The sequence below is a fragment of the Streptomyces sp. Mut1 genome (genome assembly GCF_030719295.1).
GTDB classification, from domain to species: Bacteria; Actinomycetota; Actinomycetes; order Streptomycetales; family Streptomycetaceae; genus Streptomyces; species Streptomyces castrisilvae.
Window position 1 is genome coordinate 3456997 of the sequence record NZ_CP120997.1, and the last position, 26064, is coordinate 3483060.

The window sequence follows — 26064 nt, forward strand, 5'->3', positions numbered from 1 at the left end:
AGCCGGGGGACGGATCGCCAGCCGCGATGGCATTCAATCACTTACCGGCAGCCATGCACGACGCCTTGGGACCATTGTCCGCCTTGCCAGTGACACACTCGGTGCCGATGGCCAAGAATCACCGCCCCAGTCGACCCCCGGAGAGTGGGGGCTCCCGCCCCTCTCCCGACACGGTCCTCGACCGGCTCGCCGCAGGGGCGGGCCGGTCCGCGCGCATCACTCATACGGAGCACCTGCCCCCGCGCGCGGGAACCCATGCCGTCTGGCCCGATCGCATCCGTCCGGAAGTGATCGCGGCCATCCAGAAGGCCGGCATCGACCACCCCTGGACCCATCAGGCGGCCGCCGCCGAACACGCTCTGGACGGCACATCGGTCGTGATCGCCACCGGAACTGCCTCCGGCAAGTCGCTCGCCTACCTCGCCCCGGTGCTCAGCGCGCTCCTGGACGGCTCCGAGGCCCCCAACGGGCGAGGTGCCACCGCTCTCTACCTCGCCCCCACCAAGGCCCTGGCAGCCGACCAGAGGCGCTCGGTGAAGGCGCTCGCCGCTCCGCTGGGCAACGGCATCCGGCCCGCCGTCTTCGACGGTGACACCCCCTTCGAAGAACGCGAGTGGGTACGTCAGTACGCCAACTACGTCCTCACCAACCCCGACATGCTGCACCGCGGGATACTCCCGTCACACCCCCGCTGGTCCTCCTTCCTGCGCTCCCTGCGCTACGTCGTCATCGACGAGTGCCACACCTACCGGGGCGTCTTCGGCTCCCACGTCGCCCAGGTGGTGCGCCGGCTCCGCCGCCTCTGTGCCCGCTACGGCGCCGATCCCGTCTTCCTCCTCGCCTCCGCCACCTCCGCCCAGCCCGCAGTCGCGGCGGGCCGCCTCACCGGCCTCTCGGTCACAGAGGTGGCCGACGACGCCTCCCCGCGCGGCGAACTCGTCTTCGCCCTGTGGGAACCCCCGCTGACCGAACTGCACGGCGAGAAGGGTGCCCCGGTACGCCGTACCGCCACGGCCGAGACCGCCGACCTGCTCACCGACCTCACCGTGCAGGGCGTCCGCTCGGTCGCCTTCGTCCGCTCCAGGCGCGGCGCCGAACTCATCTCCGTCATCGCCAAGGAACGCCTCGCCGAGGTCGACCGCACCCTCCCGGCCCGGGTCGCCGCCTACCGCGGGGGGTACCTCCCCGAGGAACGCCGTGCCCTGGAGCGCGCTCTGCACTCCGGCCGGCTGCTCGGCCTCGCCGCCACCACCGCCCTCGAACTCGGCATCGACGTGTCGGGCCTGGACGCCGTCGTCATATCCGGATATCCGGGCACGAGGGCCTCCCTGTGGCAGCAGGCGGGCCGCGCCGGGCGGGCGGGTCAAGGCGCGCTCGCCATCCTGGTGGCCCGCGACGACCCGCTGGACACCTTCCTCGTCCACCACCCCGAGGCCCTGTTCGAACAGCCCGTGGAGTCGACCGTCCTCGACCCGGACAACCCGTACGTCCTGGCCCCCCACTTGTGCGCAGCGGCAGCCGAACTGCCGCTCACCGAACGCGACCTGCAGCTCTTCGGCCCTGCCACGGCCGGCCTCCTCCCGCAGCTGGAGACCGCGAAGCTGCTCCGCAGGCGGGCTTCGGGCTGGCACTGGACCCGGCGCGAGCGGGCCGCCGACCTGACCGATATCCGTGGCGAGGGCGGCCGCCCCGTCCAGATCGTCGAGGAGGGCACCGGAAGGCTACTGGGCACCGTGGACGAGTCCGCCGCCCACAGCACCGTGCACGAGGGCGCCGTCCACCTCCACCAGGGCCGCACCTACCTGGTCCGGAAACTGGACCTGGAGGACTCCGTGGCCCTGGTCGAGGAGGCCGCCCCGCCGTACTCGACCACCGCACGCGACACCACCGCCATCGCCGTCCTGGAGACTGACACCGAGATCCCCTGGGGGGACGGGCGGCTCTGCTACGGGTCCGTCGAGGTCACCAACCAGGTCGTCTCCTTCCTCCGCCGCAAACTGATCACCGGCGAGGTGCTCGGCGAGAGCAAGCTGGAGCTGCCACCCCGCACCCTGCGCACCCGTGCCGTGTGGTGGACGGTGACCGAGGACCAGCTCGACGCCGCCCGGATCAATCCCGAGATCCTCGGGGGCGCGCTGCACGCCGCCGAGCACGCCTCGATCGGGATGCTGCCGCTCTTCGCCACCTGCGACCGCTGGGACATCGGCGGGGTGTCCGTGCCCCTGCACCCGGACACCCTGCTGCCGACCGTCTTCGTGTACGACGGCCATCCCGGCGGTGCCGGATTCGCCGAGCGCGCGTTCCGCACCGCACACGAGTGGCTGTCCGCCACACGCCTGGCCATCGCGTCCTGCGAGTGCGACGCGGGCTGCCCGTCGTGCATCCAGTCCCCCAAGTGCGGCAACGGCAACGAACCCCTGCACAAACGAGGTGCCGTCCGGCTTCTCACAGAGCTCCTCCGATCCGCGCCTCCGGCCCCTGATGGTCCTGCCTCCCCGGACTCGCTCGAACCGGAACAAGGCCCGGCCGAGCCCGGCTCTCCCACCCTGCCGAAGACGGAAGCGTCACCGGCGGAGGGGCCGGAGGAGCCGTCGCCGCAGGTCCCGCCCGAGCCCTGACCACGGGCGCGTACGGCCCGAACCGCGCCTTGGCCGTCACATCGGCCACCTCCCCCTGGACAACGCACCGCACCACCTCCGCCCCTTGCGCCCCGGCCACCTCCCGGGCCGACCGACAGGCTTCCGCCTCCCCCTCAAGCGCCCTGTCGGCCGCGGCCAGGGCGGCCAGATCAGCCGCACCCCCGGCACGATGCCGAGCAGCCACCACCTGTCCGAGCGCCAGGACCACCGCGAACACGGTGCACAGCGTCGCCGTGCTCACCGCAGCCCATACAGTCGCCAGCCCTCCGTCCCCCACCCGGCCCCGCCACCGAGCCGGCCACCGGGCCGGTGGACGGACCCACCACCGGACCGGTGCACGCACCCACCTCCGCGCCAGCCACCGGACCGCGGGCCGGTCCCGCACCCTCGCCTCTTGCCGCTCTCCGACTCCTCGCTCTTCCCCAGCCCCTCGTCCCGCCTTCACGCCTCATCCCCCTTCACAGCTCGCCTCCCGCCAAGCCCTCCTCCCTCCCTGTGCCCGTCCGTCACACCGGCATCGGACCCCACCCCGGCCCCCGGCTTCGCCCCCGCCTCTGTCTCCGCGACCAGCGCGTCCTCCCTCGCCGGTGCGTCCTCGGCCGCCGCAGCGGCCTCCGCGCTCAGGGTCACGGCCAGGCTCCCCGGGCCGGGCGTCGGAGCAGACACCCTGACCCGCCACAGCGCCCCGGACCGTTCCACGTCGACCGCAGCCCCGGCGGGCGCCGCGGAAAGAGCGGCCTCCTTCACGAGCGGTGCCGGTTCGGAACGGGCTGCCGCACGGGCGCCTGCCCGAGCGGCATCCACGCACCGAATCTGGGCAGAGGCAGCCATCAACGCCCACAGCAGCGCAAGGGCAAAGACCGCCAGCACCGGAATCACCATCGCGGCCTCCGCCGTCACCGCACCCCGATCGCCCAGCAATCCGACGCCCGCGACCGCTTCGTCGCCGACCACCGCTTCGTCACCGGTCTCAGAACTTCGCATCGAGTGCGCCCTTCAGCAGCGATTGCAGTTGGGCCATGACCGCAGGGCTGGTGACCACCTTGTAGAGCACCGCGGCAAACGCACAGGCGGCGATCGTGCCCACCGCGTACTCAGAAGTTGTCATTCCGCTATCGGCCCGACTCCGGACGACGCCCGCCACGGACCGCATCCAATTCCTGATTTTGCGCATCATTCCAAACCCCCGATGTCTCACTTGCAGACCTAATCAGCCGATATTTTCTCTATGTTCATTTTTGGACTAAGCCGGTTGCAGCAAGCCCCCGGCCAGCCCGATCACCACGGGCGCCACCCCAACGGCCAAGAAGGCGGGGAGGAAGCAGAGCCCGACAGGGGCGGTGACCATCACGGCAGCCCGCTGGGCCCTGGCCACAGCCGCCCTTGCCCGCTCGGCCCGCAACGCCTCGGCCATCCGAGCCACCGGCTCCGCCGCCGGAGCACCGGTCGAACCCGCCCGGTCCAGGCAGCGGGCCAGGGCAGCAGCGCCTGGTATTTCACCGAACCGCCCCCAGGCGACGGCAGGGTCACCGCCGAGCCGGATTTCCGCCGCAGTGCGTGCGAGCTGCTCACCCACGGTGCCGCCCAGCGACTCACCCACTGCTTCGGCCGCCTCTGTCGGACCGGCGCCGGCGGAGATACAGGCCGCCAGCAGGTCTGCTGCCAGGGGAAGTTGGCGCACGGTCTCCGCCGCACGTACCTTTTCCTCCGCCGCGAGCCCGGCAGCCTGCCCGCGGCGGGACCGCTGCCACCACCAGGCGGCGTAGGCCGATCCCAGGCCGACCGCCCACCCCACCGGCCCACCGACCAGGAACCACCCGGTCAGCACGATGCCCAGCAGCGCCGCCCACCGTTTGAACTGCCCAACGGGCATGGGCCGCCCCCCGAGCGGTATGGACGCTCGGGACGTGGCCGGCCACACGGCGGGCGCCATCGGAGCCACCGCCAGAAGCCACTCGCCCCGCCGCCGCAACCGCCGACCGGTCTGCCGCCTGGCCAAGGGCAGAACCACCTGGCAGCAAAGCCCCAGTGCCACACCGACGGCCCCCACCGTATGAACGGCATCGCCGGCCAAGCCCCTCATGCCGCTTCCCCCGCCCGCACGATACGGGCGGCCCACAGAAGACCGCAGACCTCCAGCAACCCACCTGTGACCAGGCAGAACAGGCCGGCCGGACTGTGGAACAGCACCCTCAGCGGATCCGCTCCCAGCGCGGCACCAAGTCCCGTGCCCAGCACCGGCAGCAGCGCCAGAACCGCGACCGTCGACCAAGCTCCCGCCAGTTGTGCCCGTAGTTCCTCGCGTTGACGACGCTCGGCCCGCAATGCGCTTTCCAGCCGGTCCAGGCCCGCCGCGAGGCCCGCACCACTGCCCACCGCCACCCGCCAACAGGCGGCCACTCCGGCCAGCCCCTCCAGGCCCGGTTCACCCGCCGCCTGCGCCAGCGCCTTCGGAACATCGCCGCCGAACCGCGCGGCGGCCGACACCCTGAAGGCGGTTTCGCCCATCACCCCTGTGCTGCGAACCGCGACGACCAGTGCCTGCCCCGGCTCATGCCCTGCCCTCAACTCGCCGACCAGCGCGCCGCACAGGTCCACGACCCCGTCAGCCCGGACTTCCCGTTTCGCGCGCAGCCTCCTCCTGCGCAGCCACCTCCGCACCACGGGAATCGCGGCCGCCCCCGCGATCATCGGCAGCACTGACTGTCCGAGAACCGCCAGAACCGAAGCCACCGGCAGGCAGAGCCACTCCCACCGCCCTTTCAGCCCCGCCCGGATCCGGCTCCGGACGTTCCCCCAGCGCTCCCGGGGCTCCGACGGATTGACCTCGCCGGAAAGCATCCCCCGGGCCCTGCGCCGCGTTCGCCCGTTCCCCACCAGCAGCCAGACCGCCGTCACCGCACACAGCGCTGCGGCGTACACGAGCTCCGGGACTCCGGCCGATGCCGACCCGCCGCTCACAACACGCCCCCGGTGAGCTCCCGCAGCCGCTCCCAGCCTCGTTCCCGCTCGAAACCCGCAGCGTTCCAACGCAGCGCCGGCACCGTAACCACCAGACCCGCCGCATCACGTTCCAGCACATGGACATCGGCGATCCGGCGGCGCCCTGCACGGTCCCGCGCGAGATGGACCACCACCGACAGGGCCGCCGCCAACTGGCTGTGCAGCGCTGCCCGGTCCAGCCCCGCCGCAGTCCCGAGCGCCTCCAACCGGGCCGGAACGTGCCCGGCGGCGTTGGCATGGACAGTCCCAGAACCGCCTTCATGTCCCGTGTTCAGGGCTGCCAAGAGCTCGGTGACCTCGCTTCCCCGCACCTCACCGACCACCAGCCGGTCGGGACGCATGCGCAGGGCTTGGCGCACCAGATCCCTGAGAGTCACCCGTCCGGCACCCTCCTGATTCGCGGGGCGCGACTCCAGCCGCACGACGTGGGGGTGGTCCGGCCGCAGCTCCGCCGAATCCTCGGCAAGCACGATCCTCTCGCGCTCCCCGACCGCACCCAACAGGCTCGAAAGGAGGGTCGTCTTCCCCGCTCCCGTGCCCCCACTGATCAGGTACGAGACCCGGGCCTCCACCAGAGCCCTCAGCACCCGGTCGCCCCCGGGCGGCACTGTCCCCGCTTCCACCAACTCCGTCAGCGAGAATGCCCTGGGCCTGACCACTCGCAGCGAGAGGCACGTCGAGCCGACGGACACCGGAGGCAGCACCGCATGCATCCGGGTCCCGTCGGGGAGCCTCGCGTCCACCCAGGGCCGGGCGTCGTCGAGCCGTCGCCCCGCCACGGCCGCGAGCCGTTGCGCCAGCCTGCGGACGGCCGCGGCGTCGGCGAAGGCCACCTCAGTGAGTTCGAGCCCGGTGCCCCGGTCCACCCACACCCGATCGGGCGCGGAGACCAGGACATCCGTAACCTGAGGGTCGGCAAGGAGCGGTTCCAACACCCCCGTACCAATCAGCTCGCCCCTCAACTCATCTGCTCTGCCAAGCACTTCCGCCGTGCCGAGCAATCGCCCCTGGGCGCGCAACGCCGCGGCAACCCCCGCCGGGGTCGGCGCTGCGCCGCTGTGCGCAAGCCGTTGCCGTACGGCGTCGAGCAGCGCCTCGGTCATGAGAGGCCCCCCGCGACCGGGCCTTTGGCGTCCTCCTGGGCGAGAGCCTGCTCCCAGAAGGCGGTGCAGAACCTGGCAAGTGGCCCGCGCGCGCTGCCGCCGGGCGGCTCGCCCCTGCCCTGCTCGTCCAGCAGCCCGCGTTCCAGTGGGACTTCACCTACCAGCGGCAGACCCATGGCGTCGGCCACCCACTGCTCGTCGAGTCCGGACGCGTACGGCCCCCGGGCCACGACTCGCAGGTCATCCAGCACCATTCCGACCATCGACACCACCCGCTTCGCCGCCGCGACCGCCCTCAGCTCGCCGGGGACCACCACAAGGCCCAGATCGAGCTGGGCAAGGGCTTCGGCGACCGCCTCGTCCACCCGGCGTGGCAGATCGACCACCACCACCCCGCCGAGCCTGCGGGCTGCGGCCAGAACCGACCGCATGGCCGGCGGCGGGATGACGACCCAGTCGTCGCGGCCCCAGCTGAGCACCCGCAGCCCGTGCAACGCGGGCAGCGACTCCTCCAACGCACCTCCGCCGACCCGCCCCTGGGAATGGGCGAAGTCAGGCCACCTCATCCCCTCAGCCCGTTCACCGCCGAGCACCACATCGATGCCGCCGCCCAGCGGATCCCCGTCGATGAGCATCGTTCGTTGTCCGGCTCTCGCGGCAGCCACGGCAAGCCCACACGCCAGAGTGGACGCACCAGCACCACCCCGGCCGCCGATCACCCCTACCGTGAGCGCGGGCCGGCCAATGCCTTCCGCCGCGTTGGCGATCTGATCCACGAGCCAGCTCTCGGAATCGGGGAGACGAAGCACGTACTCGGCCCCGATCTCGACGGCCTGGCGCCAGACATCGGGCGAATCCTGATCCCGCCCCACGAGCACCACGCCCCGCCTACGGGCCGCCCCCCGGCACCGCGCGGCCGCATCATCGCCGACGAGCACCATCGGAGCCTGTTCCCAGCCCCCTCTGCGGTCGGGCAGCGTGTGATGCACTTCCGGCTCCGCGCCGGCGGCCGCGCACAGCCTGAGCAGATCGTCGAGCAGCTCCACATCCTCGGTCACGATCAGCGGTCCACCGCGCCGTACACCGGCAGTCGGGAGACGATCCCGAGCACTGGATTCAGCCACGTTCTCCACCCCTCCATCGCTCACCTTCACCGCGGTTCACGGCGATCTCGGGACGTTCCGAGAACCGTGATTCCGGTACCCATGGACTTCACGGGTGGAATCACGGTGCGACGCTTCGGGAAATAATGTGGATCTTGGTCGAAAACCGTGGACAACTCAGTCGTTGTGAATAACTCCGTCGCTCATACCGGTGACTTCCGGTTGCAACTCTTTCGCTACCCAGTGTCACGGCGCAATCTGAGATGAGTCGCGCACAGGCGTGGCCCGAGATGGGCGAGAAGGAGGAGAAATGGTGGGTTCCGCACGGGAGAACCGTGTCCGGACATGCGACGACCCCCGCCGGGGGGGAGAGCGGGGGTCGTCCCCACGGCCGACTCGGGGGGGGGAGGAGCCGGACCGGGTTAGCACGGTCGCGAACGATCCGTGACTTCCATGGTGTACCCGACGGCCTTCTCAGGCAAACCCACGCGCCGGGGTTTACGCCGAATGGCGGGCCCCTATGCTCTGCCTTGTGGAAAACCGCTTCTTGCCGCGCACAGCTGCCTTCTTCGACCTGGACAAGACGGTCATTGCGAAGTCTTCGACACTGACCTTCAGCAAGTCCTTCTACCACGGCGGACTGATCAACCGCCGCGCTGTGCTGCGCACCGCGTACGTACAGTTCGTGTTCCTCGCCGGGGGTGCGGATCACGACCAGATGGAGCGGATGCGCGAATACCTCTCGGCGCTCTGCAAGGGCTGGAACGTGCAGCAGGTCAAGGAACTCGTGGCCGAGACCCTGCACGACTTGATCGACCCGATCATCTACGACGAGGCCGCGACGCTCATCGAGGAACATCACACCGCAGGGCGAGATGTGGTGATCGTCTCGACATCGGGCGCCGAGGTGGTCGAACCGATCGGCGAGTTGCTCGGCGCCGACCGTGTCGTCGCCACTCGCATGGTCGTCGGCGACGACGGCTGCTTCACCGGCGAGGTGGAGTACTACGCCTACGGCCCCACGAAGGCCGAAGCCATCAAGGCGCTCGCAGTGTCCGAGGGCTACGACCTGGCCCGCTGCTACGCGTACAGCGACTCCGCGACCGATGTACCGATGCTGGAATCCGTCGGCCACCCGCACGCGGTCAATCCGGACCGTGCGCTGCGCCGGGAGGCGACTCTCCGGGAGTGGCCGATTCTCGTCTTCGACCGGCCCGTCCGGCTCAAGCAACGAGTGCCGTCCTTCTCCCTGCCACCGCGTCCCGCGCTCATGGCCGCGGCCGCGGTGAGCGCAGCCGCCGTCACCGCAGGGATCGTCTGGTACGCGGCCCGCCGGCGGTCGACGCCGGCCTCCGCGTAGCACGACCCGCGCGGCAGGGCCATGAGACCAACTAGTCCGTAATTGAACCTAAAAGTAAAGAAATGCGTCCAGGGCTACCACTCACCGGAACCCTGGAGTACAAAGGACTCAACGGCCCGCGAGACCAAGGACATCCGAGAGGATGACCTGACGACGCAGTAAAGGCCCCACGGACCGCGCACGAAGTCCAGCACCCACGCGACGTCGACCCGTCGATTACGGGCCAGCCGCACCAGGAACGGGCAAAGAACCCGGCTTGATGGGCATATTTCGAGGACGCTTGGTAACTGGGCGGATGTGCCAGCGGCGGTACCGAAACCGGTACCGCCGCAATTGGTTCCGCCGGCCCCGCACCACGCCCCGGGACTCATCCCCACGCGGCGCCTGCGGGCAGCGCGTTACGCGGCTCCGCGCTGAAGGGCCTCGCACACCGCTGTCGATTCCCTTGCGCCCAGCTCCGCCGAGCGGCCGCAATGCCTGATCCAGGCCGCCATACCCTCCGGCGTTCCCGACACGTAGCCGTCGAAGGCCGCCGCGTACGCCGCCCTCCCCTGCTCGGCGTGTCCGACTTCGGCCGGGCAGATCGACTTGGGGTCGAGCCCGCTCCCGATCAGCACGATGCGCTCCGCTGTCCGCGCCACCAGACCGTTGTACGAGCCGAAGGGACGCAGGGCCAGCAGCTCACCGTGGACGACGGCGGCCATCACCAGGGCGGGCGCCTCGCTCCCCGAAAGGATGAGGCGGCTCAGCCCGTCCAACCGACCCGCGACCTCGTCCGCGTCCGGCAACGAAGCTTCGATCAGCGGCTCATCCACCGACTCGCCCGCGAGTCGGGGCCGGCCCACCGCGTCCTCGACTGCGGCACTGCCCGCCGCTACCAGGTGGAGCCGGGCCAGGACTCGCAGCGGAGACTGGCGCCAGATGGACAGAAGCTGCCCAGCTTCCGCCGTCAGGCGAAGGGCGGCTCCGATCACACGAGCCTCGTCGTCACCACTGAAGTCCGAGCGTCGGCGCATCTCTTCGAGATTCCAGTCGGCGCCGGACAGCGCGGCCGATCCACGGGCCCCCCGAAGCGCGGCCTCCGCGGTGACCTCATTGCTGCGACGCCGCATCACGCGGTGACCGTAGACGCGGTCGACGGCCTTGCGCACCGAGTCCACCGCGTCGGTCACACCCGGCAGAGCACCCAGAGCGACAAGCGGGTCCGAGGAAGTCGTACTCATAAGTAGCGAGGCTACGCGCCTCACGTGCAACCACTGGCCGGGAGTGGCCTTCTTCACGAAACGAGACAACCCAAAGCAATCGATCGACTACCCTAGGTGAACATGAAGATCGCTTTCGTAGGGAAGGGCGGCAGCGGCAAGACGACGCTGTCCTCGCTCTTCATCCGCCACCTCGCCGCCAATGAAGCCCACGTCGTCGCGGTGGACGCCGACATCAATCAGCATCTCGGGGCCGCACTCGGCCTCGACGAGGAGGAATCCGCAGCGCTGCCCGCCATGGGAGCGCAGCTGCCTCTGATCAAGGAGTATCTGCGCGGCAGCAACCCGCGCATCGCCTCGGCAGAGACGATGATCAAGACGACCCCGCCGGGCGAGGGCTCACGCCTGCTGCGTGTGTGCGAAGACAATCCGATCTTCGACGCCTGCGCCCGTACGGTGCGGCTCGACGACGGAGACATCCGCTTGATGGCGACGGGCCCGTTCACCGAGTCGGATCTGGGCGTGGCCTGTTACCACTCCAAGGTCGGCGCGGTCGAGCTCTGCCTCAACCACCTCGTCGACGGCCCCGATGAGTACGTGGTGGTCGACATGACCGCCGGTTCGGATTCATTCGCCTCGGGGATGTTCACCCGCTTCGACATGACCTTCCTCATCGCTGAGCCGACCCGCAAGGGCGTCTCCGTCTATCGCCAGTACAAGGAGTACGCGCGGGACTTCGGCGTCGACCTGAAGGTCGTCGGCAACAAGGTGCAGGGCGAGGACGACCTGGAGTTCCTGCGCGACGAGGTGGGCGAGGACCTCTTGGTCACCGTCGGCCACTCCGACTGGGTACGTGCCATGGAGAAGGGCCGTCCCGCGCGCTTCGAGCTGCTGGAGGCGGACAACAGGATGGCCCTGCAGGCACTGCAGAACGCCGCGGAGGACTCGTACGAGCGGCGGGACTGGGTCCGGTACACACGGCAGATGGTCCACTTCCACCTGCGAAACGCGGAAAGTTGGGGCAACGAGAAGACCGGTGCCGATCTGGCCGCCCAGGTCGACCCGGCTTTCGTGCTCGACGAGCGCCGCGTTCGGACCGAAGCCGCCCAGCCTGCCTGAACCGGCAGTCAGGGGCCCCGCCGGGCCGGGGCCGGCCGTGACGGCGCCGAGCCACCCGCCCCGATGTACCGGACGGCGCCGGGCATGTCGCTTGCCCGGCGCCCAACGGGAAGGCGAACCGCCCTCAACGGCCGGCGGGGTTCCCCGCGGCAGCCGCAGGCGCCTTCGAAGCCGCCTGGTCGCGGCCGGATCCTGTACCGGCCTCGAGGAACGCGGGCCACCCGGCCTTCGGGGCCTGGCCGACCTTCAGCGTTTCGAGCTTCGAGAGCGTCGCCGGGTCCTGCGCGTCGAGCCAGTCAGCCAACTGCCTGAATGAGACGCAGCGCACGTCCTTCTTGGTGCAGACCGTTGCAATCGTCTCCTCGATGGCACGCATGTACGTGCCACCGTTCCAGGACTCGAAGTGGTTGCCGATGATCAGCGGCGCGCGGTTGCCGTCATACGCGCGGTCGAAGGCCTGGAGAAGACCGTCACGCATCTGGTTGCCCCAGTACTCGTGCTGGTCCGGGTCTCCCTGCGTCGTACCGGACTGGTTGAACATGAAGTTGTAGTCCATCGACAGCGTCTCGAATTCGCGCCCGGGTACCGGGACGAGCTGCATGGAGAGATCCCAGATCCCGTCCTTCTTCTTCGGCCAGACCTGGTTGTTGACGCCGCTGGAGTCATAGCGGAATCCCATGGTGCGGGCCGCCGCCACCATGTTCTTCTGGCCCTCCAGACAGGGAGTGCGTCCGCCGACGAGTTCCTTGTCGTAGTCGAAGGGCAGCGGCTTCTCGCTCTTCAGGCCCGGATCGTTCGTCTTCCAGCTCTTCACGAACGACTTGGCCTGGCTGATCTCGCTCTTCCACTCATCGACGGACCAGGTGCCCACGCCGCCGTCAGCGCCGCAGAAGTGGCCGTTGAAGTGGGTGCCGATCTCGTTTCCGTCCTGCCAGGCGCCACGCAGCTCGGTGAGGGTGTTCCGGATGCCCTTGGTGTCGTTGAAGCCGATGTCCGAGCTTCCTGCGTTGTGCTTGGGCGGGTCGTACTGTGCCCGTTTGGCCTCGGGCAGCAGATAGACGCCGCTGAGGAAGTACGTCATGTTGGCGTGGTACTTCTTGCCGACCTCGCGGAAGTGCGAGAAGAGCTTCTGGCTGTCCTCACCTGCCCCGTCCCATGAGAACACCACGAACTGAGGCGGCTTCTTGCCGGCCGCCAAGCGCTGTACCGCCGGCTGCTTGGGCTGGACGCCCGTGAACGCGGTGGATCCGTCACCGATGGCCCGGAACACGCTCTTGGGTGCCGCTTCCGCAGCCTTCTTCTTCTCCCCGGCGGCCCCGTTCACAGCTCCGAGACCCGAGGCCTGCGACTCGGAGCCCGATCCCGAACATCCGGCCGCCCCCGCGAGCAGCGCAACAGCCATGACGCCCAAGGTGATCCTTTTCGTGGCGGCCATCATCCGCCCACCCTCTTTCTCGCAGGTAGCTTGCGCCGAGTGCCGACACGGCGCGGCCAAGGTCGCACGCACTGCTCAGAGATCGGCGCGACAGGCCGAATGAAAAGCTGCCTATTCACCGGAATGGGTGGTCGGCTGGCCCATTTGCCGCCAACCCTGGACACGCTTCTTTACTCTCCATTACGGTCTATTTACCGAGAGTTGAGATATCCCGCCGCTGCATGCCGTAATTCACGGCCCGCGTCACCGCATTCCGCGACCGCGCCCTTCAGGAGGAGACGGGAAACATGTCTGCCTGCGTACCCACTCGCCACGACCGCTCGTCCCGCAGTTCACGCCCTCCCCGGTCCTCGGGAGTCAAGCGACCACACAGCCCGCCGCCACGGCGCGGCGGCCGATTCCGCATCGCGGGCGCCGATGTGTCCGCATCCATCACCGTCTTCCTGCTCGCCATCCCCATGTCGCTGGGCCTGGCCGTCGCCATGGGCGCCCCGCTGGAAGCGGGCCTCATCTCCGCCGCGGTCGGTGGCATCGTCGCCGGACTGCTCGGCGGGACCCCCCTCCAGGTCTCCGGCCCGTCCGCCGGGCTGACCGTGGTAACGGCCGAGGTGATCCAGATCTACGGCTGGCGCACCACCTGCGCCATCACCATCGGAGCGGGACTGCTCCAGCTCATGCTGGGCTCACTGCGCGCCGCCCGCAGCGCGCTCGCCGTCAGCCCCGCCATCGTGCACGGCACCCTCGCCGGCATCGGTGTCGCCATCGCGCTCGCTCAACTGCACATCGTGCTGGGCGGTTCACCACAGAGCTCGGCCGTCTCCAACGCGCTCCATCTCCCGGAGCAATTGGCACGTGTCAGTCCGGCCGCTCCACTGATCGGCGCACTCACGATCGCGATCCTGGTGCTGTGGCCGCGGCTGCCAGGACGGTCAGGTCGGCTCCTGCGTCGCGTTCCGGCAGCCCTGGCCTCCGTGGGCTTGGCCACCGCCGCAGCAGCGTGGGCGGCGCCGTCGATCGCCCGGGTCGATCTGCCGTCCTGGCGCTCACACGCCCTCCCCGAAATGCCGCAGGGCCCCGTGCTCGGACTGGCTACAGCCGTCTTCACGATGATGCTCGTGGCCAGCCTCGAATCGCTGCTCGCCGCCGTCGCCGTGGACAAGCTGGCCGCCGACCGAAGCCGTGAGCGGGCTGCCGGTGCCGCCGCGGCAGGAGACGGACAGGGAGCGGTCGGCGCCGCCCGCCTCAGCCTTCCGCTCAAACGCTCCGACCTCGACCGGGAGCTCCGCGCACAGGGCATCGCCAACGCGGTATCGGGCCTGCTGGGCGGGCTCGCGGTCTCCGGCGGGGCCGTGCGCAGTTCGGCGAACGTGAGGGCCGGGGCGACCGGCCGCGCCTCCACGGTGCTGCACGGCGTGTGGATTCTCCTCGCCTCCGTCCTGCTCGTCACCGCCCTGGAGCGCATCCCGCTGGCCGCCCTCGGCGCGCTGGTGATGATGGTCGGGCTCAAGATGGTGAGCTTCGCGCACATCCGTAACGTCCACCGGCACCGGGAGTTCCTTGTGTACGGCGCGACGATCGCCGGAGTGCTGCTCGTCGGCGTCCTCAAAGGCGTGGCGATCGGAATCGCTGCGGCGGTGGTGGTCGCTCTGCACCGGCTGGCCCGCACCCGCATCGCGGTCACCGAACGAGACGGCCGGTATCTCGTCGTTGTACGCGGCCAGTTGACCTTCCTGGCCGTGCCGCGGCTCAGCCGGACGCTGGGACGGCTGCCCCAGGACGCCGACGTGGTTGTCGAACTGGACGGCTTCTTCATGGATCACGCGGCGTACGAGACGATCCAGGACTGGAGCAACGCCCATAGCGCACACGGCGGCGGAGTGGCTTTCGCCGGCAGATCGGGCGGCAGGATCGCCGAGCCCACCTCATCGGCTCACTCCTGCTGCCGTCCATGGACCCCGTGGCGCAACCACCACTGCCACGACCAGCCCGAACACGCGCCTCCCACAAGGACGCCCGCCGACCACCCCGCTACCGCCCCGCCACCGGCCCCCGGCGCGGCCCCCGAGGCCACCCACACCGCCACCCCCACCGGCCCGGCCCCCACCACTGCGGCAGCCTCCGCAACCACCCGGCACGCCTCCAGCTGGACGACCCCCTCGGCGAAGCCCCGCACCAAATCGAGCGCCGCCCCCACCTCACCCCCGCCGGGCCCGCAGCTCACACCCACCTCACCCCCGCCGGGCCCGCAGCTCACGCCCGCGTCGCCCGCGCCCCCGCAGCCCCCGCAGCCCCCGCAGCCCCCGCAGCCCACAATCCTCGCGTCGGCGCCACGCCTCGCGCAGCCGGCACGGACCGCCCGGACCTCACGCGCGAGCGGCGCTCACCGGCTGGTCAGAGGTATCAGCTCGTTCCAGCGCGATACGGCACCCCTGGTCCGTGGGGAGCTGGCACGGCTCGCCGAGGAGGGCCAGCGGCCCTCCCAGCTCTTCATCACCTGCGCTGACTCACGCCTGGTGACGAGCATGATCACGGCCAGCGGACCGGGCGACCTGTTCACCGTGCGCAACATCGGCAATCTGGTGCCGCCCCCGGAGACCGAGGACGGCGACCACTCGGTGGGGGCGGCGATCGAGTACGCGGTGGACACGCTCGGCGTGGAGTCCATCACCGTGTGCGGGCACTCCGGCTGCGGTGCGATGAACGCCCTCCTCGGCGCCGAGCCGGACACCCGGGACACGCCGCTACGGCGCTGGCTCCGGCACGGACTTCCCAGCCTGGAGCGAATGGCTTCGCGCAACCAAGCCCCCGCAAGGCTCTCCGGCCGGCAGCCCGCCGACGCGGTGGAGCAGCTCTGTCTGACCAATGTGGTCCAGCAGCTCGACCACCTGCGGGCCCATCCACCGGTGGCGCGCCGCATCGCCGACGGCACTCTCCAGCTCCACGGCATGTATTTCCACGTCGCCGAAGCACAGTCGTATCTGCTGACCGAGCGCATGGGGACCGGAAACGGGCCGGATGAGGTCTTCGACCCGGTCGCGCCCGCCCAACCGGCCGAGCTGGCACGTACCGGCGCCTGAACCGCACAGGCCTCGGGTCCGTGAGACCTTGTGATCCCGCTTCCGCGTCACCGCGCAACCGCGCCGCACCGCCCCCCAGCCCGCCACCAGCACCGCCGCCACACGGGTGAACCACCACCCGACTACGGCGCCACCTGGCACTCCGCCACACCGGCGCCGTGCTCCACCGCGTCACTCCGGCGCGGAAGCGGGATCATGCCCCTATACACGAGACACAGGTCTAAACCAATTCCTGGCAGACACTTGTCACCCGGCCTTGGGCCTGATGAGCTATGCCCCGGGACACAACGGACACCCTGGGACTGGGAGAAGTCGTGAGCAACGAGAGCCTGGCCAACCTGCTTCGGGAAGAGCGGAAGTTCGCACCGCCTGCCGAGCTGGCCGCCAACGCCAACGTCACCGCAGAGGCGTACGAGCAGGCCGAAGCGGACCGGCTGGGCTTCTGGGCCGAGCAGGCCCGCCGCCTGACCTGGGCCACCGAACCGACCGAGACACTCGACTGGAGCAACCCGCCCTTCGCGAAGTGGTTCGCGGACGGCGAGCTCAACGTCGCGTACAACTGCGTGGACCGTCACGTCGAGGCGGGCAACGGCGACCGGGTCGCCATCCACTTCGAGGGCGAGCCCGGCGACAGCCGCGCCATCACCTACGCGGAGCTGAAGGACGAGGTCTCCCGCGCCGCCAACGCCCTCACCGAGCTCGGTGTCGGCAAGGGCGACCGGGTCGCCGTCTACCTCCCGATGATTCCCGAGGCCGCCGTCGCGATGCTGGCCTGCGCCCGCATCGGTGCAGCGCACTCGGTCGTCTTCGGCGGCTTCTCCGCCGACGCCATCGCCGCCCGCATCCAGGACGCGGACGCGAAGGTCGTCATCACCGCCGACGGCGGGTACCGCCGCGGCAAGCCCTCCGCGCTCAAGCCCGCGGTCGACGACGCCGTCTCGCGCATCGACACCGTGGAGCACGTCCTCGTCGTCCGCCGCACCGGACAGGACACCGCCTGGACCGAGGGCCGCGACGTCTGGTGGCACGAGATCACCGGCCGCCAGTCCGCCGAGCACACCCCCGAGGCATTCGAGGCGGAGCAGCCGCTGTTCATCCTGTACACGTCGGGCACGACGGGGAAGCCCAAGGGCATCCTGCACACCTCGGGCGGTTACCTCACCCAGGCGGCGTACACCCACCACGCGGTCTTCGACCTCAAGCCGGAGACGGACGTCTACTGGTGCACCGCCGACATCGGCTGGGTCACCGGGCACTCGTACATCGTCTACGGGCCGCTGGCCAACGGCGCCACGCAGGTGATGTACGAGGGCACCCCCGACACCCCGCACCAGGGGCGTTTCTGGGAGATCGTCCAGAAGTACGGGGTCACGATCCTCTACACCGCGCCGACCGCGATCCGTACGTTCATGAAGTGGGGGGACGACATCCCCGCGAAGTTCGACCTGACCTCCCTGCGTGTCCTGGGTTCGGTCGGCGAGCCGATCAACCCCGAGGCCTGGATCTGGTACCGCAAGCACATCGGTGCCGACAAGTGCCCGATCGTGGACACCTGGTGGCAGACCGAGACCGGCACGATGATGATCTCGCCGCTGCCTGGCGTCACGGAGACCAAGCCGGGAAGCGCCCAGCGCGCCCTGCCGGGCATCTCGGCCACCGTCGTCGACGACGACGCCCGCGAGGTACCCAACGGCGGAGGCGGCTACCTCGTGCTCACCGAGCCGTGGCCCTCCATGCTGCGCACCATCTGGCGCGACGACCAGCGGTTCCTCGACACCTACTGGTCGCGCTTCGAGGGCAAGTACTTCGCCGGCGACGGCGCCAAGAAGGACGAGGACGGCGACATCTGGCTGCTGGGCCGGGTCGACGACGTCATGCTGGTCTCCGGACACAACATCTCCACCACCGAGGTCGAGTCCGCGCTCGTCTCGCACCCGTCGGTCGCCGAGGCCGCCGTGGTGGGCGCCGCCGACGAGACGACCGGCCAGGCCATCGTCGCCTTCGTCATCCTGCGAGGCACCGCCACCGCCTCCGACGAACTGGTGGCCCAGCTGCGCAACCACGTCGGCACCACCCTCGGCCCGATCGCCAAGCCGAAGCGCATCATGCCGGTCGCCGAGCTGCCCAAGACCCGTTCCGGCAAGATCATGCGGCGCCTCCTGCGTGACGTTGCGGAGAACCGCGCCCTCGGCGACGTCACCACCCTCACCGACGCCTCGGTCATGGACCTGATCCAGACCCAGCTGCCGTCAGCCCCGTCGGAGGACTGAGCCCACGGCCCGAGGAGCACGGACCCGGCCGTTGGCGCACACGCCGTCGGCCGAGTTCAGCCCCCTCTCCGGAGACGGGCGCCGGCACTCGAAGGGCATCCGGCAGCGCGCCGGACGCCCTTCGGGCATCTAGAGTGCTGATCACTACCCACACCCCCGCACATCGCCCGGGTACAGTGGCCGCTGATCGGTAGAAGACAAGAAAAAAAGTCCACAGGGGTGCCGGGAAGTCTGGTCGGCAAGTGCATCAGCCATGCCATCGCTGCCGTACCGACCCGGAGGTCTCTCCCCGTGGCCACGCCCGACCCTGCACCCACCGGCCCCCGCCGCACGTTCCTGGGGCTGCTTCCGCTCCCCGAGCGGAACTTCGTCGCCGAGGCCCTGCGTACGGAGACCGTAGGCGGTGTCATCCTGCTGGTCGCCGCCGTGGCCGCAGTGGTGTGGGCGAACACCTTCGGTTCGAGCTACGCGGCCGTCAGCCACTTCCACTTCGGGCCCGAAAGCCTCGGCCTCCATCTCTCCGTGGCGCACTGGGCCGCCGACGGGCTGCTCGCGGTCTTCTTCTTCGTCGCCGGCGTAGAACTCAAACGGGAACTCGTCGCGGGCGAACTGCGCGACCCCAAAGCTGCCGCGCTCCCCGTGGCCGCCGCGCTCTGCGGTATGGCCGTACCAGCGGTCGTCTACACGCTGGTGAACGTCTTCGGCGACGGCTCCACGGACGGCTGGGCGGTCCCCACCGCCACCGACATCGCCTTCGCCCTCGCCGTCCTCGCCGTCATCGGCACCTCGTTGCCGGCCGCACTCCGGGCATTCCTGCTGACCCTCGCCGTCGTGGACGACCTCTTCGCGATCCTGATCATCGCGGTCTTCTTCACCGAGGACATCGACTTCGTCGCGCTCGGCGGCGCCTTCGTCGGCCTTGGCGTCTTCTACCTGCTGCTGCGGCTGGGAGTGCGCGGCTGGTACATCTACGTCCCGCTCGCCCTGGTCGTCTGGGGCCTGATGTACAACAGCGGCATCCACGCCACCATCGCCGGTGTCGCCATGGGCCTGATGCTCCGTTGCACCCGCCGCGACGGCGAGGACCACTCGCCCGGTGAACGCGTCGAACATCTGGTCCACCCGCTGTCGGCGGGCTTCGCCGTCCCGGTGTTCGCGCTGTTCTCCGCCGGTGTCTCCCTCTCCGGCGGCGCGCTGGCGGGTGTGTTCAGCCGGCCCGAAACGCTCGGCGTCGTCCTGGGGCTCGTCGCCGGAAAGACGATCGGCGTGTTCGGCGGTACGTGGCTGACCACCCGGCTCACCAGGGCGGAGCTCAACAAGGAGCTGGCCTGGGCCGATGTCTTCGCCGTCGCCACCCTTGCCGGCATCGGTTTCACCGTCTCGCTGCTGATCGGGGAGCTCGCCTTCGCCGGTGACGACGGCATGATCAACGAGATCAAGGCGTCGGTTCTGCTCGGCTCCCTGATTGCCGCCGTACTCTCCGGTGTACTGCTCAAACTCCGGGTACGCAGATACAGGGCACTGTCCGAGGCGGAGGAACTCGACGAGGACGGGTCCGGGGTGCCGGACGTCTACGAACAGGACGACCCGGCGTACCACCTGCGGATGGCCGCCATCCACGAGAAGAAGGCGGCCGAGCACCGCCGCCTTGCCCGACTGGCGGGGGCAGCGAGCAACAAGCCGGACAGTCCGGCATGATCTGACATCGGACGTGTTGAACAGGAGAGGGAGTCAGGGATGAGCGACCCCGGCAATTACGCGGGCGGCGCCGACCGCAGTCTCGGCCAGTTGGTCGCGTCGGCGACGGCCGAACTGTCGGCACTGGTGCACGACGAGATCGCCCTGGCCAAGGCCGAGGTGCGGCAGGACGTCAAACGAGGCGTCATCGGCAGCGCGGCGTTCATCGTCACGGGCGTGCTGCTCCTGTTCGCGATCCCGGTGCTGAGCTTCGCGGCCGCGTACGGAATCCACAATCTGGGGCTGGGCCTCGCCTGGTCGTTCCTGATCGTGGGCGGGGCGTTCATCCTTCTGGGCATCCTGCTCGCGCTCTTCGGGTACGCGAAGTTCAAGAAGGTCAAGCCGCCGGAGAAGTCCATCGCCTCCGCCAAGCAGACCGCCGCCGTCCTCCAGGGCGTCAAGCCGCACCCCCGTCCGGGCATCGCCGCGGACGCGATCCTCCCGGTGGGCGGCAGCACCCGCTCGGACAGGGCCATCGAGAACGTTCCGGTCCAGGACAACGCGTCGGCTGTGGCACGCTCAACCACATGACGGTCCCCGATTCCAGCGCGTTCGGCCCACCCGGCTCCGAAGACCGGGCGGGCCACGAAGGGCCGGGCCCGGCGGACCCCGCCCCCGCACCGTCCGCCCCGGCCGGCGGCCCCGTCCGCATCGACGGCCCCTGGACCCACCGGGACGTCGCGGCGAACGGCGCGCGTTTCCACATCGCCGAAATGGGCGAAGGGCCGCTGGTCCTCCTCCTGCACGGCTTCCCGCAGTTCTGGTGGACCTGGCGCCACCAGCTGCCCGCGCTCGCCGAGGCGGGCTTCAGGGCCGTGGCGATGGACCTGCGCGGGGTGGGCGGCAGCGACCGCACGCCCCGCGGCTACGACCCCGCCAACCTGGCGCTCGACATCACCGGCGTGATCAGGTCGCTCGGTGAGCCGGACGCGGCCCTGGTCGGCCACGACATGGGCGGATACCTGGCCTGGACGGCCGCGGTGATGCGCCCCAAGCTGGTGCGCCGGCTGGCCGTCTCCTCGATGCCCCACCCGCGACGGTGGCGTTCCTCGATGCTCTCCGACTTCGCGCAGTCCCGGGCCGGCTCGTACATCTGGGGCTTCCAGCGGCCGTGGGTACCGGAACGTCAGCTCGTGGCCGACGACGCGGCGCTGGTGGCCCGTCTGATCACCGACTGGGCGGGTCCGGGCACGGCTGAGTTCCCCGACGAGAGCTCGCTGGATGTCTACCGACGGGCCATGTCCATCCCCTCGACGGCACACTGCTCGATCGAGCCGTACCGCTGGATGGTGCGCTCGCTGGCGCGGCCGGACGGCATCCAGTTCAACCGGCGCATGAAACGGCCTGTGCGGGTGCCGACGCTGCATCTGCACGGTTCACTCGATCCGGCGGTCCGCACCCGCAGCTCCGCGGGGTCCGGCGAATATGTCGAGGCACCGTACCGATGGCGACTTTTCGACGGTCTGGGTCACTTCCCCCACGAGGAGGATCCGGCCGGGTTCTCGGCCGAACTCATCAACTGGCTCAAGGATTCCGAGCCCGACCGCTAGCCGCCGGGGCACACGTGTCCGAGAAATGGCCACGTGCCTGGCGCATAGGCCAATTGGCTGACGGATAGGCGATTACGGACCATGTGGCACGGGCAGACGTCCGGGTATGGGCTGGACGCACGACTTCGGTGACGCAGCACGCAACCGTCGCTCGACCGCCACGGCGGTTCCGGGCACTCATGAGGGGGACGGCCTTCCGGGCCGGGTGCACACATTGCACGTTCTGCATGATCCCCGACTCGGCATCTCGCGCATCCTCCGCCGCCGGGCCCGCTGGGTCTCGGCGCGGCTGCGCCATCCTCGTAACTGACCCGCTCACGGCCTCCGGACCGCTTCGGGGGCCCGCGCTGCCGACTCCCTGAGGGGCCGACTCCTTAAAGGGCGCATCCCTGGCTGTCGACCTGCTGGTTGGCGGTACGGCCCTGCGTGATGTCGTCGCGGATCTCGTCCGCCGTCAGCGCGTAACCCGTGTCCGGGTCGTCGAGCGACTTCGCGAACACGACGCCGTACACCTTGCCCTCGGGGGTCAGCAGCGGTCCGCCGGAGTTGCCCTGGCGGACCGTGGTGTAGAGCGAGTACACATCGCGGCGCACCGTGCCCCGGTGGTAGATGTCGGGGCCGTTGGCGTCGATGCGGGCACGCACGCGCGCGGAGCGTACGTCGTACGCGCCGTTCTCCGGGAAGCCCGCGACGATGGCGCTGTCGCCTGTCTCCGCGTCGTTGTCCGTGGTGGCGAACTGCAGCGGCTTCACGTCGAGGTCGGGGACGTCGAGGACGGCGATGTCGCGCCGCCAGTCGTAGAGGACGACCTTCGCGTCGTACAGACGTCCCTGGCCGCCGATCTGGACGGTCGGCTCGTCGACGCCTCCGACGACGTGGGCGTTGGTCATCACCCGGCGGTCGGAGAACACGAATCCGGTGCCTTCGAGGACCTTGCCGCAGCTCGGGGCCGTACCGACGACCTTGACGATCGACTGCTTGGCGCGCGCCGCGACGGGGCTGCCGACCAGTGCCGGGTCGGGGGCCCTGACCTCGGTGATCGGTTCGTTGGCGAACGGGCTGAAGACCTGCGGGAAGCCGTTCTGCGCGAGGACCGACGAGAAGTCCGTGAACCAGGTGGACGCCTGGGGCGGCAGCACCCGGGAGACGCCGAGCAGGACGGAGGAGCTACGGACCTCCTTGCCCAGCGTCGGCAGCGAGGTGCCCGCCAGGGCCGAGCCGATCAGCCAGGCGACCAGCAGCATCGCCACGACGTTGACCAGGGCGCCGCCGGTGGCGTCCAGGGCGCGCGCGGGAGACCACGTGATGTGCCGGCGCAGTTTGTTGCCCAGGTGCGTGGTGAAGGCCTGGCCGACGGACGCGCACACGATCACGATGACGACCGCGACGACAGCGGCGGTCGAGGAGACCTCCGAACCGTCCGTCACCTGGTCCCACAGGACCGGCAGCAGATAGATGGCGACGAGACCGCCGCCCAGGAACCCGATCACCGACAGGATGCCGACGACGAACCCCTGGCGGTAGCCGATGACCGCGAACCACACGGCGCCGGCCAGCAGCAGGATGTCCAGCACGTTCACCGTCTATTGCCTCGCAGATTCGTCACCGGGCCCGTACGTCTCCGTGGTCCGGGCGGACCGGAGCTGCGGAGCACGGAAGTCAGCCTGTCATGCACGCCAGTCGAGCGGCACCTGCTTGGCTCTGTCCCACGGGCGCTCCCAGCCCGCGAAGTGCAGAATCCGGTCGATCACCCCGGCCGTGAACCCCCAGACGAGTGCGGATTCGACCAGAAACGCCGGGCCCCGGTGACCGCTGGGGTGCACGGCCGTCGCCCGGTTGGCCGGGTCCGTGAGATCCGCCACGGGCACCGTGAAGACCCGTGCCGTCTCCCCCGGATCGACGACCCCGACCGGGCTGGGCGTACGCCACCAGCCGAGGACGGGCGTCACCACGAAACTGCTCACAGGAATGTAGAGCCGGGGCAGCACACCGAAGATCTGCACCCCGCGCGAATCGAGACCGGTCTCCTCCTCGGCCTCCCGCAGCGCGGCCCTCAGCGGCCCGGTCGTCGCCTGGTCGCCGTCCTCCGGGTCGAGGGAGCCGCCGGGGAAGGACGGCTGGCCCGGATGGGAACGCAGGCTTCCGGCCCGTTCCATCAGGAGCAGCTCGGGGCCCCGCGCCCCCTCGCCGAACAGGACGAGCACAGCCGACTGGCGGCCCGCGCCGCTCTCCGGCGGCAGGAAGCGGCTGAGCTGCTGCGGCCGTACGGTCTGCGCGGCCCGGAACACGGGGTCGAGCCAGCCGGGCAGCCCTTCGGCCGAGACGGCGACCGCGCGCTCACCGCTCTCCGTGCCGCCGTACTGCCCCGTGCCGGGTTCATGCGTCTTCATAGGCACCCCTCCGTCTCACAACGCCTGTCGTCACACGATTCGTTCCGCGACCGCGAACCGCAGCCGAGAACCGCGCCCGGACATGGCGACGGCAGTCCGCGGCGGCCCTCCGCTTCAGTCGGCGCCCAGCGGAGGTGCCGGGCTTCCGGGGAAGTCCGGCGGTGGGTTCAGCCGCTGGCCCGGCTTGCCGCCCATCTCGTACTTCAGAAGCTTTTGGGCCTTCTCCGGGTCCGTCTCGCCCTCACCGTACGAAGGACACAGCGGGGCGATCGGGCAGGCCCCGCAGGCGGGCTTGCGGGCGTGGCAGACGCGGCGGCCGTGGAAGATGACGCGGTGCGAGAGCATGGTCCACTCGCTCTTGGGGAAGATCGCCGCGATCTCCGCCTCGACCTTCTCCGGGTCCTCCTGCTCGGTCCACTTCCACCGCCGGACCAGCCGACCGAAGTGGGTGTCGACAGTGAGTCCAGGCACCCCGAACGCGTTGCCCAGAACGACGTTGGCCGTCTTGCGGCCGACGCCCGGCAGCTTCACGAGGTCCGCCAGCCGCCCCGGCACCTCGCCACCGAAATCGTCGCGGAGGACGGCGGACAGGCCGAGCAGCGACCTGGCCTTGGCCCGGAAGAAGCCGGTCGGGCGAATGATCTCTTCCAGATCCTCCGGGACCGCGGCCGCCATGTCCTCGGGGGTGGGATAGGCGGCGAAGAGGGCAGGAGTCGTCTGGTTGACCCTCAGGTCCGTGGTCTGGGCGGAGAGGACCGTGGCGACCAGCAGTTCGAACGGGTTCCTGAAGTCCAGCTCCGGATGGGCGTACGGGTAGACCTCCGCGAGCTCGCGGTTGATCCGGCGGGCACGGCGGACCATGGCCAGGTGCGATTCCGGCCGACCGGGCCCCTTCCCCGGAGCCTTCGCACTCTTCGTGCCCTTCGTGCTCTTCGGACCGTCGGCTCCGGTCGCACCGGACTCCGCCGCCGCGCTTTGCACCCCTGTGGCCACCGCTTCCCCCCGGCCCGCCGTCGCTCGCTCGGACGAGCCGGCGCTTCCCGCCCTTCCGGACCGGTTTACTGTCGCTTTGTCCTTGTTTTTCCGGCTGCCCGCAGCCTGTTCGCCCACAGCGGAATCATGGCCGTCCGACACCCCATCAGCCCCCTTGGCCTGCGCTCTCACCGGCGATTCTGGACACCCGGCCAGCCTAGAGCCCGCCACTGACATCTGCCCCGGTCACCGGTGATCCACCCCCAATCGGCCCCCTGCCGTACGCTCCGGCACGCACGTGCGTCAAACTGGTTTGTGATTGATCGCACTGTTTTACCGTCCGGCATGATGGGGACCACGGTTCCCTGAACAGGCCGACAAGGAGAGAACTCGTGGACGACGTTCTGCGGCGCGCCCCGCTTTTCGCGGCGCTCGATGACGAGCAGGCCGCGGAGCTCCGCGCCTCGATGAGTGAGGTGACCCTCGCGCGCGGCGACGCGCTGTTCCACGAGGGTGACCCGGGCGACCGCCTCTATGTGGTCACCGAGGGCAAGGTGAAGCTCCACCGCACCTCCCCCGACGGACGCGAGAACATGCTGGCGGTCCTCGGCCCCGGCGAGCTGATCGGTGAGCTCTCGCTCTTCGACCCGGGCCCGCGCACCGCCACCGCCACCGCGCTGACCGAGGTCAAGCTGCTCGGCCTCGGCCACGGCGACCTGCAGCCCTGGCTCAACGCACGCCCCGAGGTGGCCACGGCCCTCCTGCGCGCCGTCGCCCGGCGCCTGCGCAAGACCAACGACCAGATGTCCGACCTGGTCTTCTCCGATGTCCCGGGCCGCGTCGCCCGCGCCCTCCTGGACCTGTCGCGCCGGTTCGGCGTCCAGTCCGAGGAAGGCATCCACGTGGTGCACGACCTGACGCAGGAAGAGCTGGCCCAGCTGGTCGGCGCCTCCCGCGAGACGGTCAACAAGGCCCTCGCCGACTTCGCCGGCCGCGGCTGGCTGCGGCTGGAGGCCCGTGCGGTGATCCTGCTCGACGTGGAACGGCTGGCCAAGCGCTCCCGCTGACCCAGCGTCGTACCTCACGTGTGAGGGGCCCTGCCGG

General features: G+C 70.0%; 21 protein-coding genes and 1 pseudogene. 10 read left to right on the forward strand and 12 right to left on the reverse strand.

Features of this window, described 5'->3' with window-relative positions; all coding sequences use genetic code 11:
• The first annotated feature begins 26 nt into the window (after nt 1-26).
• A complete protein-coding gene (gene sftH, locus P8A18_RS14845; protein ID WP_306054961.1) occupies nt 27-2618 on the forward strand; it encodes a DNA 3'-5' helicase SftH in 2592 nt (863 codons plus the stop codon).
• Nucleotides 2619-2658: 40 nt separating this feature from the next.
• Here sftH and P8A18_RS34305 read toward each other — a convergent pair.
• From P8A18_RS34305 to ssd, 7 genes and pseudogenes are all read right to left on the reverse strand, one after another.
• A pseudogene (locus P8A18_RS34305) lies at nt 2659-3084 on the reverse strand (Rv3654c family TadE-like protein); the annotation flags it as partial.
• On the reverse strand, nt 3081-3623 hold the full coding sequence (locus P8A18_RS14855; RefSeq protein WP_371933673.1) for a TadE family type IV pilus minor pilin: 543 nt from the start codon (nt 3621-3623) through the stop codon (nt 3081-3083). The gene P8A18_RS14855 and the pseudogene P8A18_RS34305, both read right to left, overlap by 4 nt.
• On the reverse strand, nt 3610-3816 hold the full coding sequence (locus P8A18_RS14860) for a DUF4244 domain-containing protein (protein WP_306054963.1): 207 nt from the start codon (nt 3814-3816) through the stop codon (nt 3610-3612). Before P8A18_RS14860 ends, P8A18_RS14855 begins: the two co-directional genes overlap by 14 nt.
• Before the next feature lie 66 nt (nt 3817-3882).
• Nucleotides 3883-4722 (reverse strand): type II secretion system F family protein, encoded by an 840-nt coding sequence (locus P8A18_RS14865; RefSeq protein WP_306054964.1) that lies wholly within the window; start codon nt 4720-4722, stop codon nt 3883-3885.
• Nucleotides 4719-5561, reverse strand: coding sequence for a type II secretion system F family protein (locus P8A18_RS14870; RefSeq protein WP_306054966.1), 843 nt, complete (start codon nt 5559-5561; stop codon nt 4719-4721). Before P8A18_RS14870 ends, P8A18_RS14865 begins: the two co-directional genes overlap by 4 nt.
• A 35-nt stretch (nt 5562-5596) precedes the next feature.
• A complete protein-coding gene (locus P8A18_RS14875) occupies nt 5597-6745 on the reverse strand; it encodes a TadA family conjugal transfer-associated ATPase (RefSeq protein ID WP_306054968.1) in 1149 nt (382 codons plus the stop codon).
• A complete protein-coding gene (gene ssd, locus P8A18_RS14880; protein ID WP_306054970.1) occupies nt 6742-7803 on the reverse strand; it encodes a septum site-determining protein Ssd in 1062 nt (353 codons plus the stop codon). Before ssd ends, P8A18_RS14875 begins: the two co-directional genes overlap by 4 nt.
• A gap of 565 nt (nt 7804-8368) precedes the next feature.
• On the opposite strand from ssd, the gene P8A18_RS14885 reads away from it, so the two are divergent.
• Nucleotides 8369-9208 carry an HAD family hydrolase gene (locus P8A18_RS14885; RefSeq protein ID WP_306054972.1) on the forward strand — a complete coding sequence of 280 codons (840 nt, stop codon included), beginning with the start codon at nt 8369-8371 and terminating at the stop codon, nt 9206-9208.
• A 398-nt stretch (nt 9209-9606) separates the two neighbouring features.
• On the opposite strand, the gene P8A18_RS14890 is transcribed toward P8A18_RS14885, so the two are convergent.
• The gene (locus P8A18_RS14890; protein WP_306054974.1) at nt 9607-10431 is read right to left on the reverse strand and encodes a Fic family protein; all 825 of its coding nucleotides are present in this window, start codon (nt 10429-10431) and stop codon (nt 9607-9609) included.
• Between the two features lie 102 nt (nt 10432-10533).
• On the opposite strand from P8A18_RS14890, the gene P8A18_RS14895 reads away from it, so the two are divergent.
• Nucleotides 10534-11529 (forward strand): ATP-binding protein, encoded by a 996-nt coding sequence (locus P8A18_RS14895; RefSeq protein WP_306054976.1) that lies wholly within the window; start codon nt 10534-10536, stop codon nt 11527-11529.
• A 124-nt stretch (nt 11530-11653) separates the two neighbouring features.
• Here P8A18_RS14895 and P8A18_RS14900 read toward each other — a convergent pair whose 3' ends face one another.
• Nucleotides 11654-12967 (reverse strand): polysaccharide deacetylase family protein, encoded by a 1314-nt coding sequence (locus P8A18_RS14900; RefSeq protein ID WP_306054978.1) that lies wholly within the window; start codon nt 12965-12967, stop codon nt 11654-11656.
• A 416-nt stretch (nt 12968-13383) separates the two neighbouring features.
• Between P8A18_RS14900 and P8A18_RS14905 the strand changes: the two genes are divergently transcribed.
• From P8A18_RS14905 to P8A18_RS14930, 6 genes are all read left to right on the forward strand, one after another.
• Entirely contained in the window at nt 13384-16041 is a 2658-nt protein-coding gene (locus P8A18_RS14905) for a bifunctional SulP family inorganic anion transporter/carbonic anhydrase (protein WP_306054980.1), read from the forward strand.
• A gap of 272 nt (nt 16042-16313) precedes the next feature.
• Entirely contained in the window at nt 16314-18311 is a 1998-nt protein-coding gene (acs, locus tag P8A18_RS14910) for an acetate--CoA ligase (RefSeq protein WP_306054982.1), read from the forward strand.
• A gap of 291 nt (nt 18312-18602) precedes the next feature.
• Nucleotides 18603-20009, forward strand: a complete 1407-nt coding sequence (gene nhaA / locus P8A18_RS14915) for a Na+/H+ antiporter NhaA (protein ID WP_306054984.1) — start codon at nt 18603-18605, stop codon at nt 20007-20009.
• 39 nt (nt 20010-20048) lie between these two features.
• Nucleotides 20049-20579, forward strand: a complete 531-nt coding sequence (locus P8A18_RS14920) for a phage holin family protein (protein ID WP_018551146.1) — start codon at nt 20049-20051, stop codon at nt 20577-20579.
• Complete coding sequence (locus P8A18_RS14925; RefSeq protein WP_306054985.1) at nt 20576-21598, forward strand: alpha/beta fold hydrolase; 1023 nt, start codon at nt 20576-20578, stop codon at nt 21596-21598. Before P8A18_RS14920 ends, P8A18_RS14925 begins: the two co-directional genes overlap by 4 nt.
• A gap of 106 nt (nt 21599-21704) precedes the next feature.
• Nucleotides 21705-21908: a hypothetical protein gene (locus P8A18_RS14930; protein WP_306054987.1), complete on the forward strand. Its 204-nt coding sequence runs from the start codon at nt 21705-21707 to the stop codon at nt 21906-21908.
• Between the two features lie 64 nt (nt 21909-21972).
• Here the strand turns inward: P8A18_RS14930 and P8A18_RS14935 are convergent, their stop codons facing one another.
• The 3 genes from P8A18_RS14935 to nth all read right to left on the reverse strand — a co-directional run bounded on the left by P8A18_RS14935 (nt 21973) and on the right by nth (nt 24969).
• Entirely contained in the window at nt 21973-23178 is a 1206-nt protein-coding gene (locus tag P8A18_RS14935) for a MarP family serine protease (protein ID WP_306054989.1), read from the reverse strand.
• A gap of 87 nt (nt 23179-23265) precedes the next feature.
• Nucleotides 23266-23988, reverse strand: a complete 723-nt coding sequence (locus P8A18_RS14940; protein WP_306054990.1) for an NUDIX hydrolase — start codon at nt 23986-23988, stop codon at nt 23266-23268.
• Nucleotides 23989-24102: 114 nt separating this feature from the next.
• Entirely contained in the window at nt 24103-24969 is an 867-nt protein-coding gene (gene nth / locus P8A18_RS14945) for an endonuclease III (RefSeq protein WP_371933773.1), read from the reverse strand.
• Between the two features lie 383 nt (nt 24970-25352).
• Here nth and P8A18_RS14950 point away from each other — a divergent pair, with 383 nt between their 5' ends.
• On the forward strand, nt 25353-26027 hold the full coding sequence (locus tag P8A18_RS14950) for a Crp/Fnr family transcriptional regulator (RefSeq protein ID WP_014046869.1): 675 nt from the start codon (nt 25353-25355) through the stop codon (nt 26025-26027).
• Nucleotides 26028-26064: the final 37 nt, after the last annotated feature.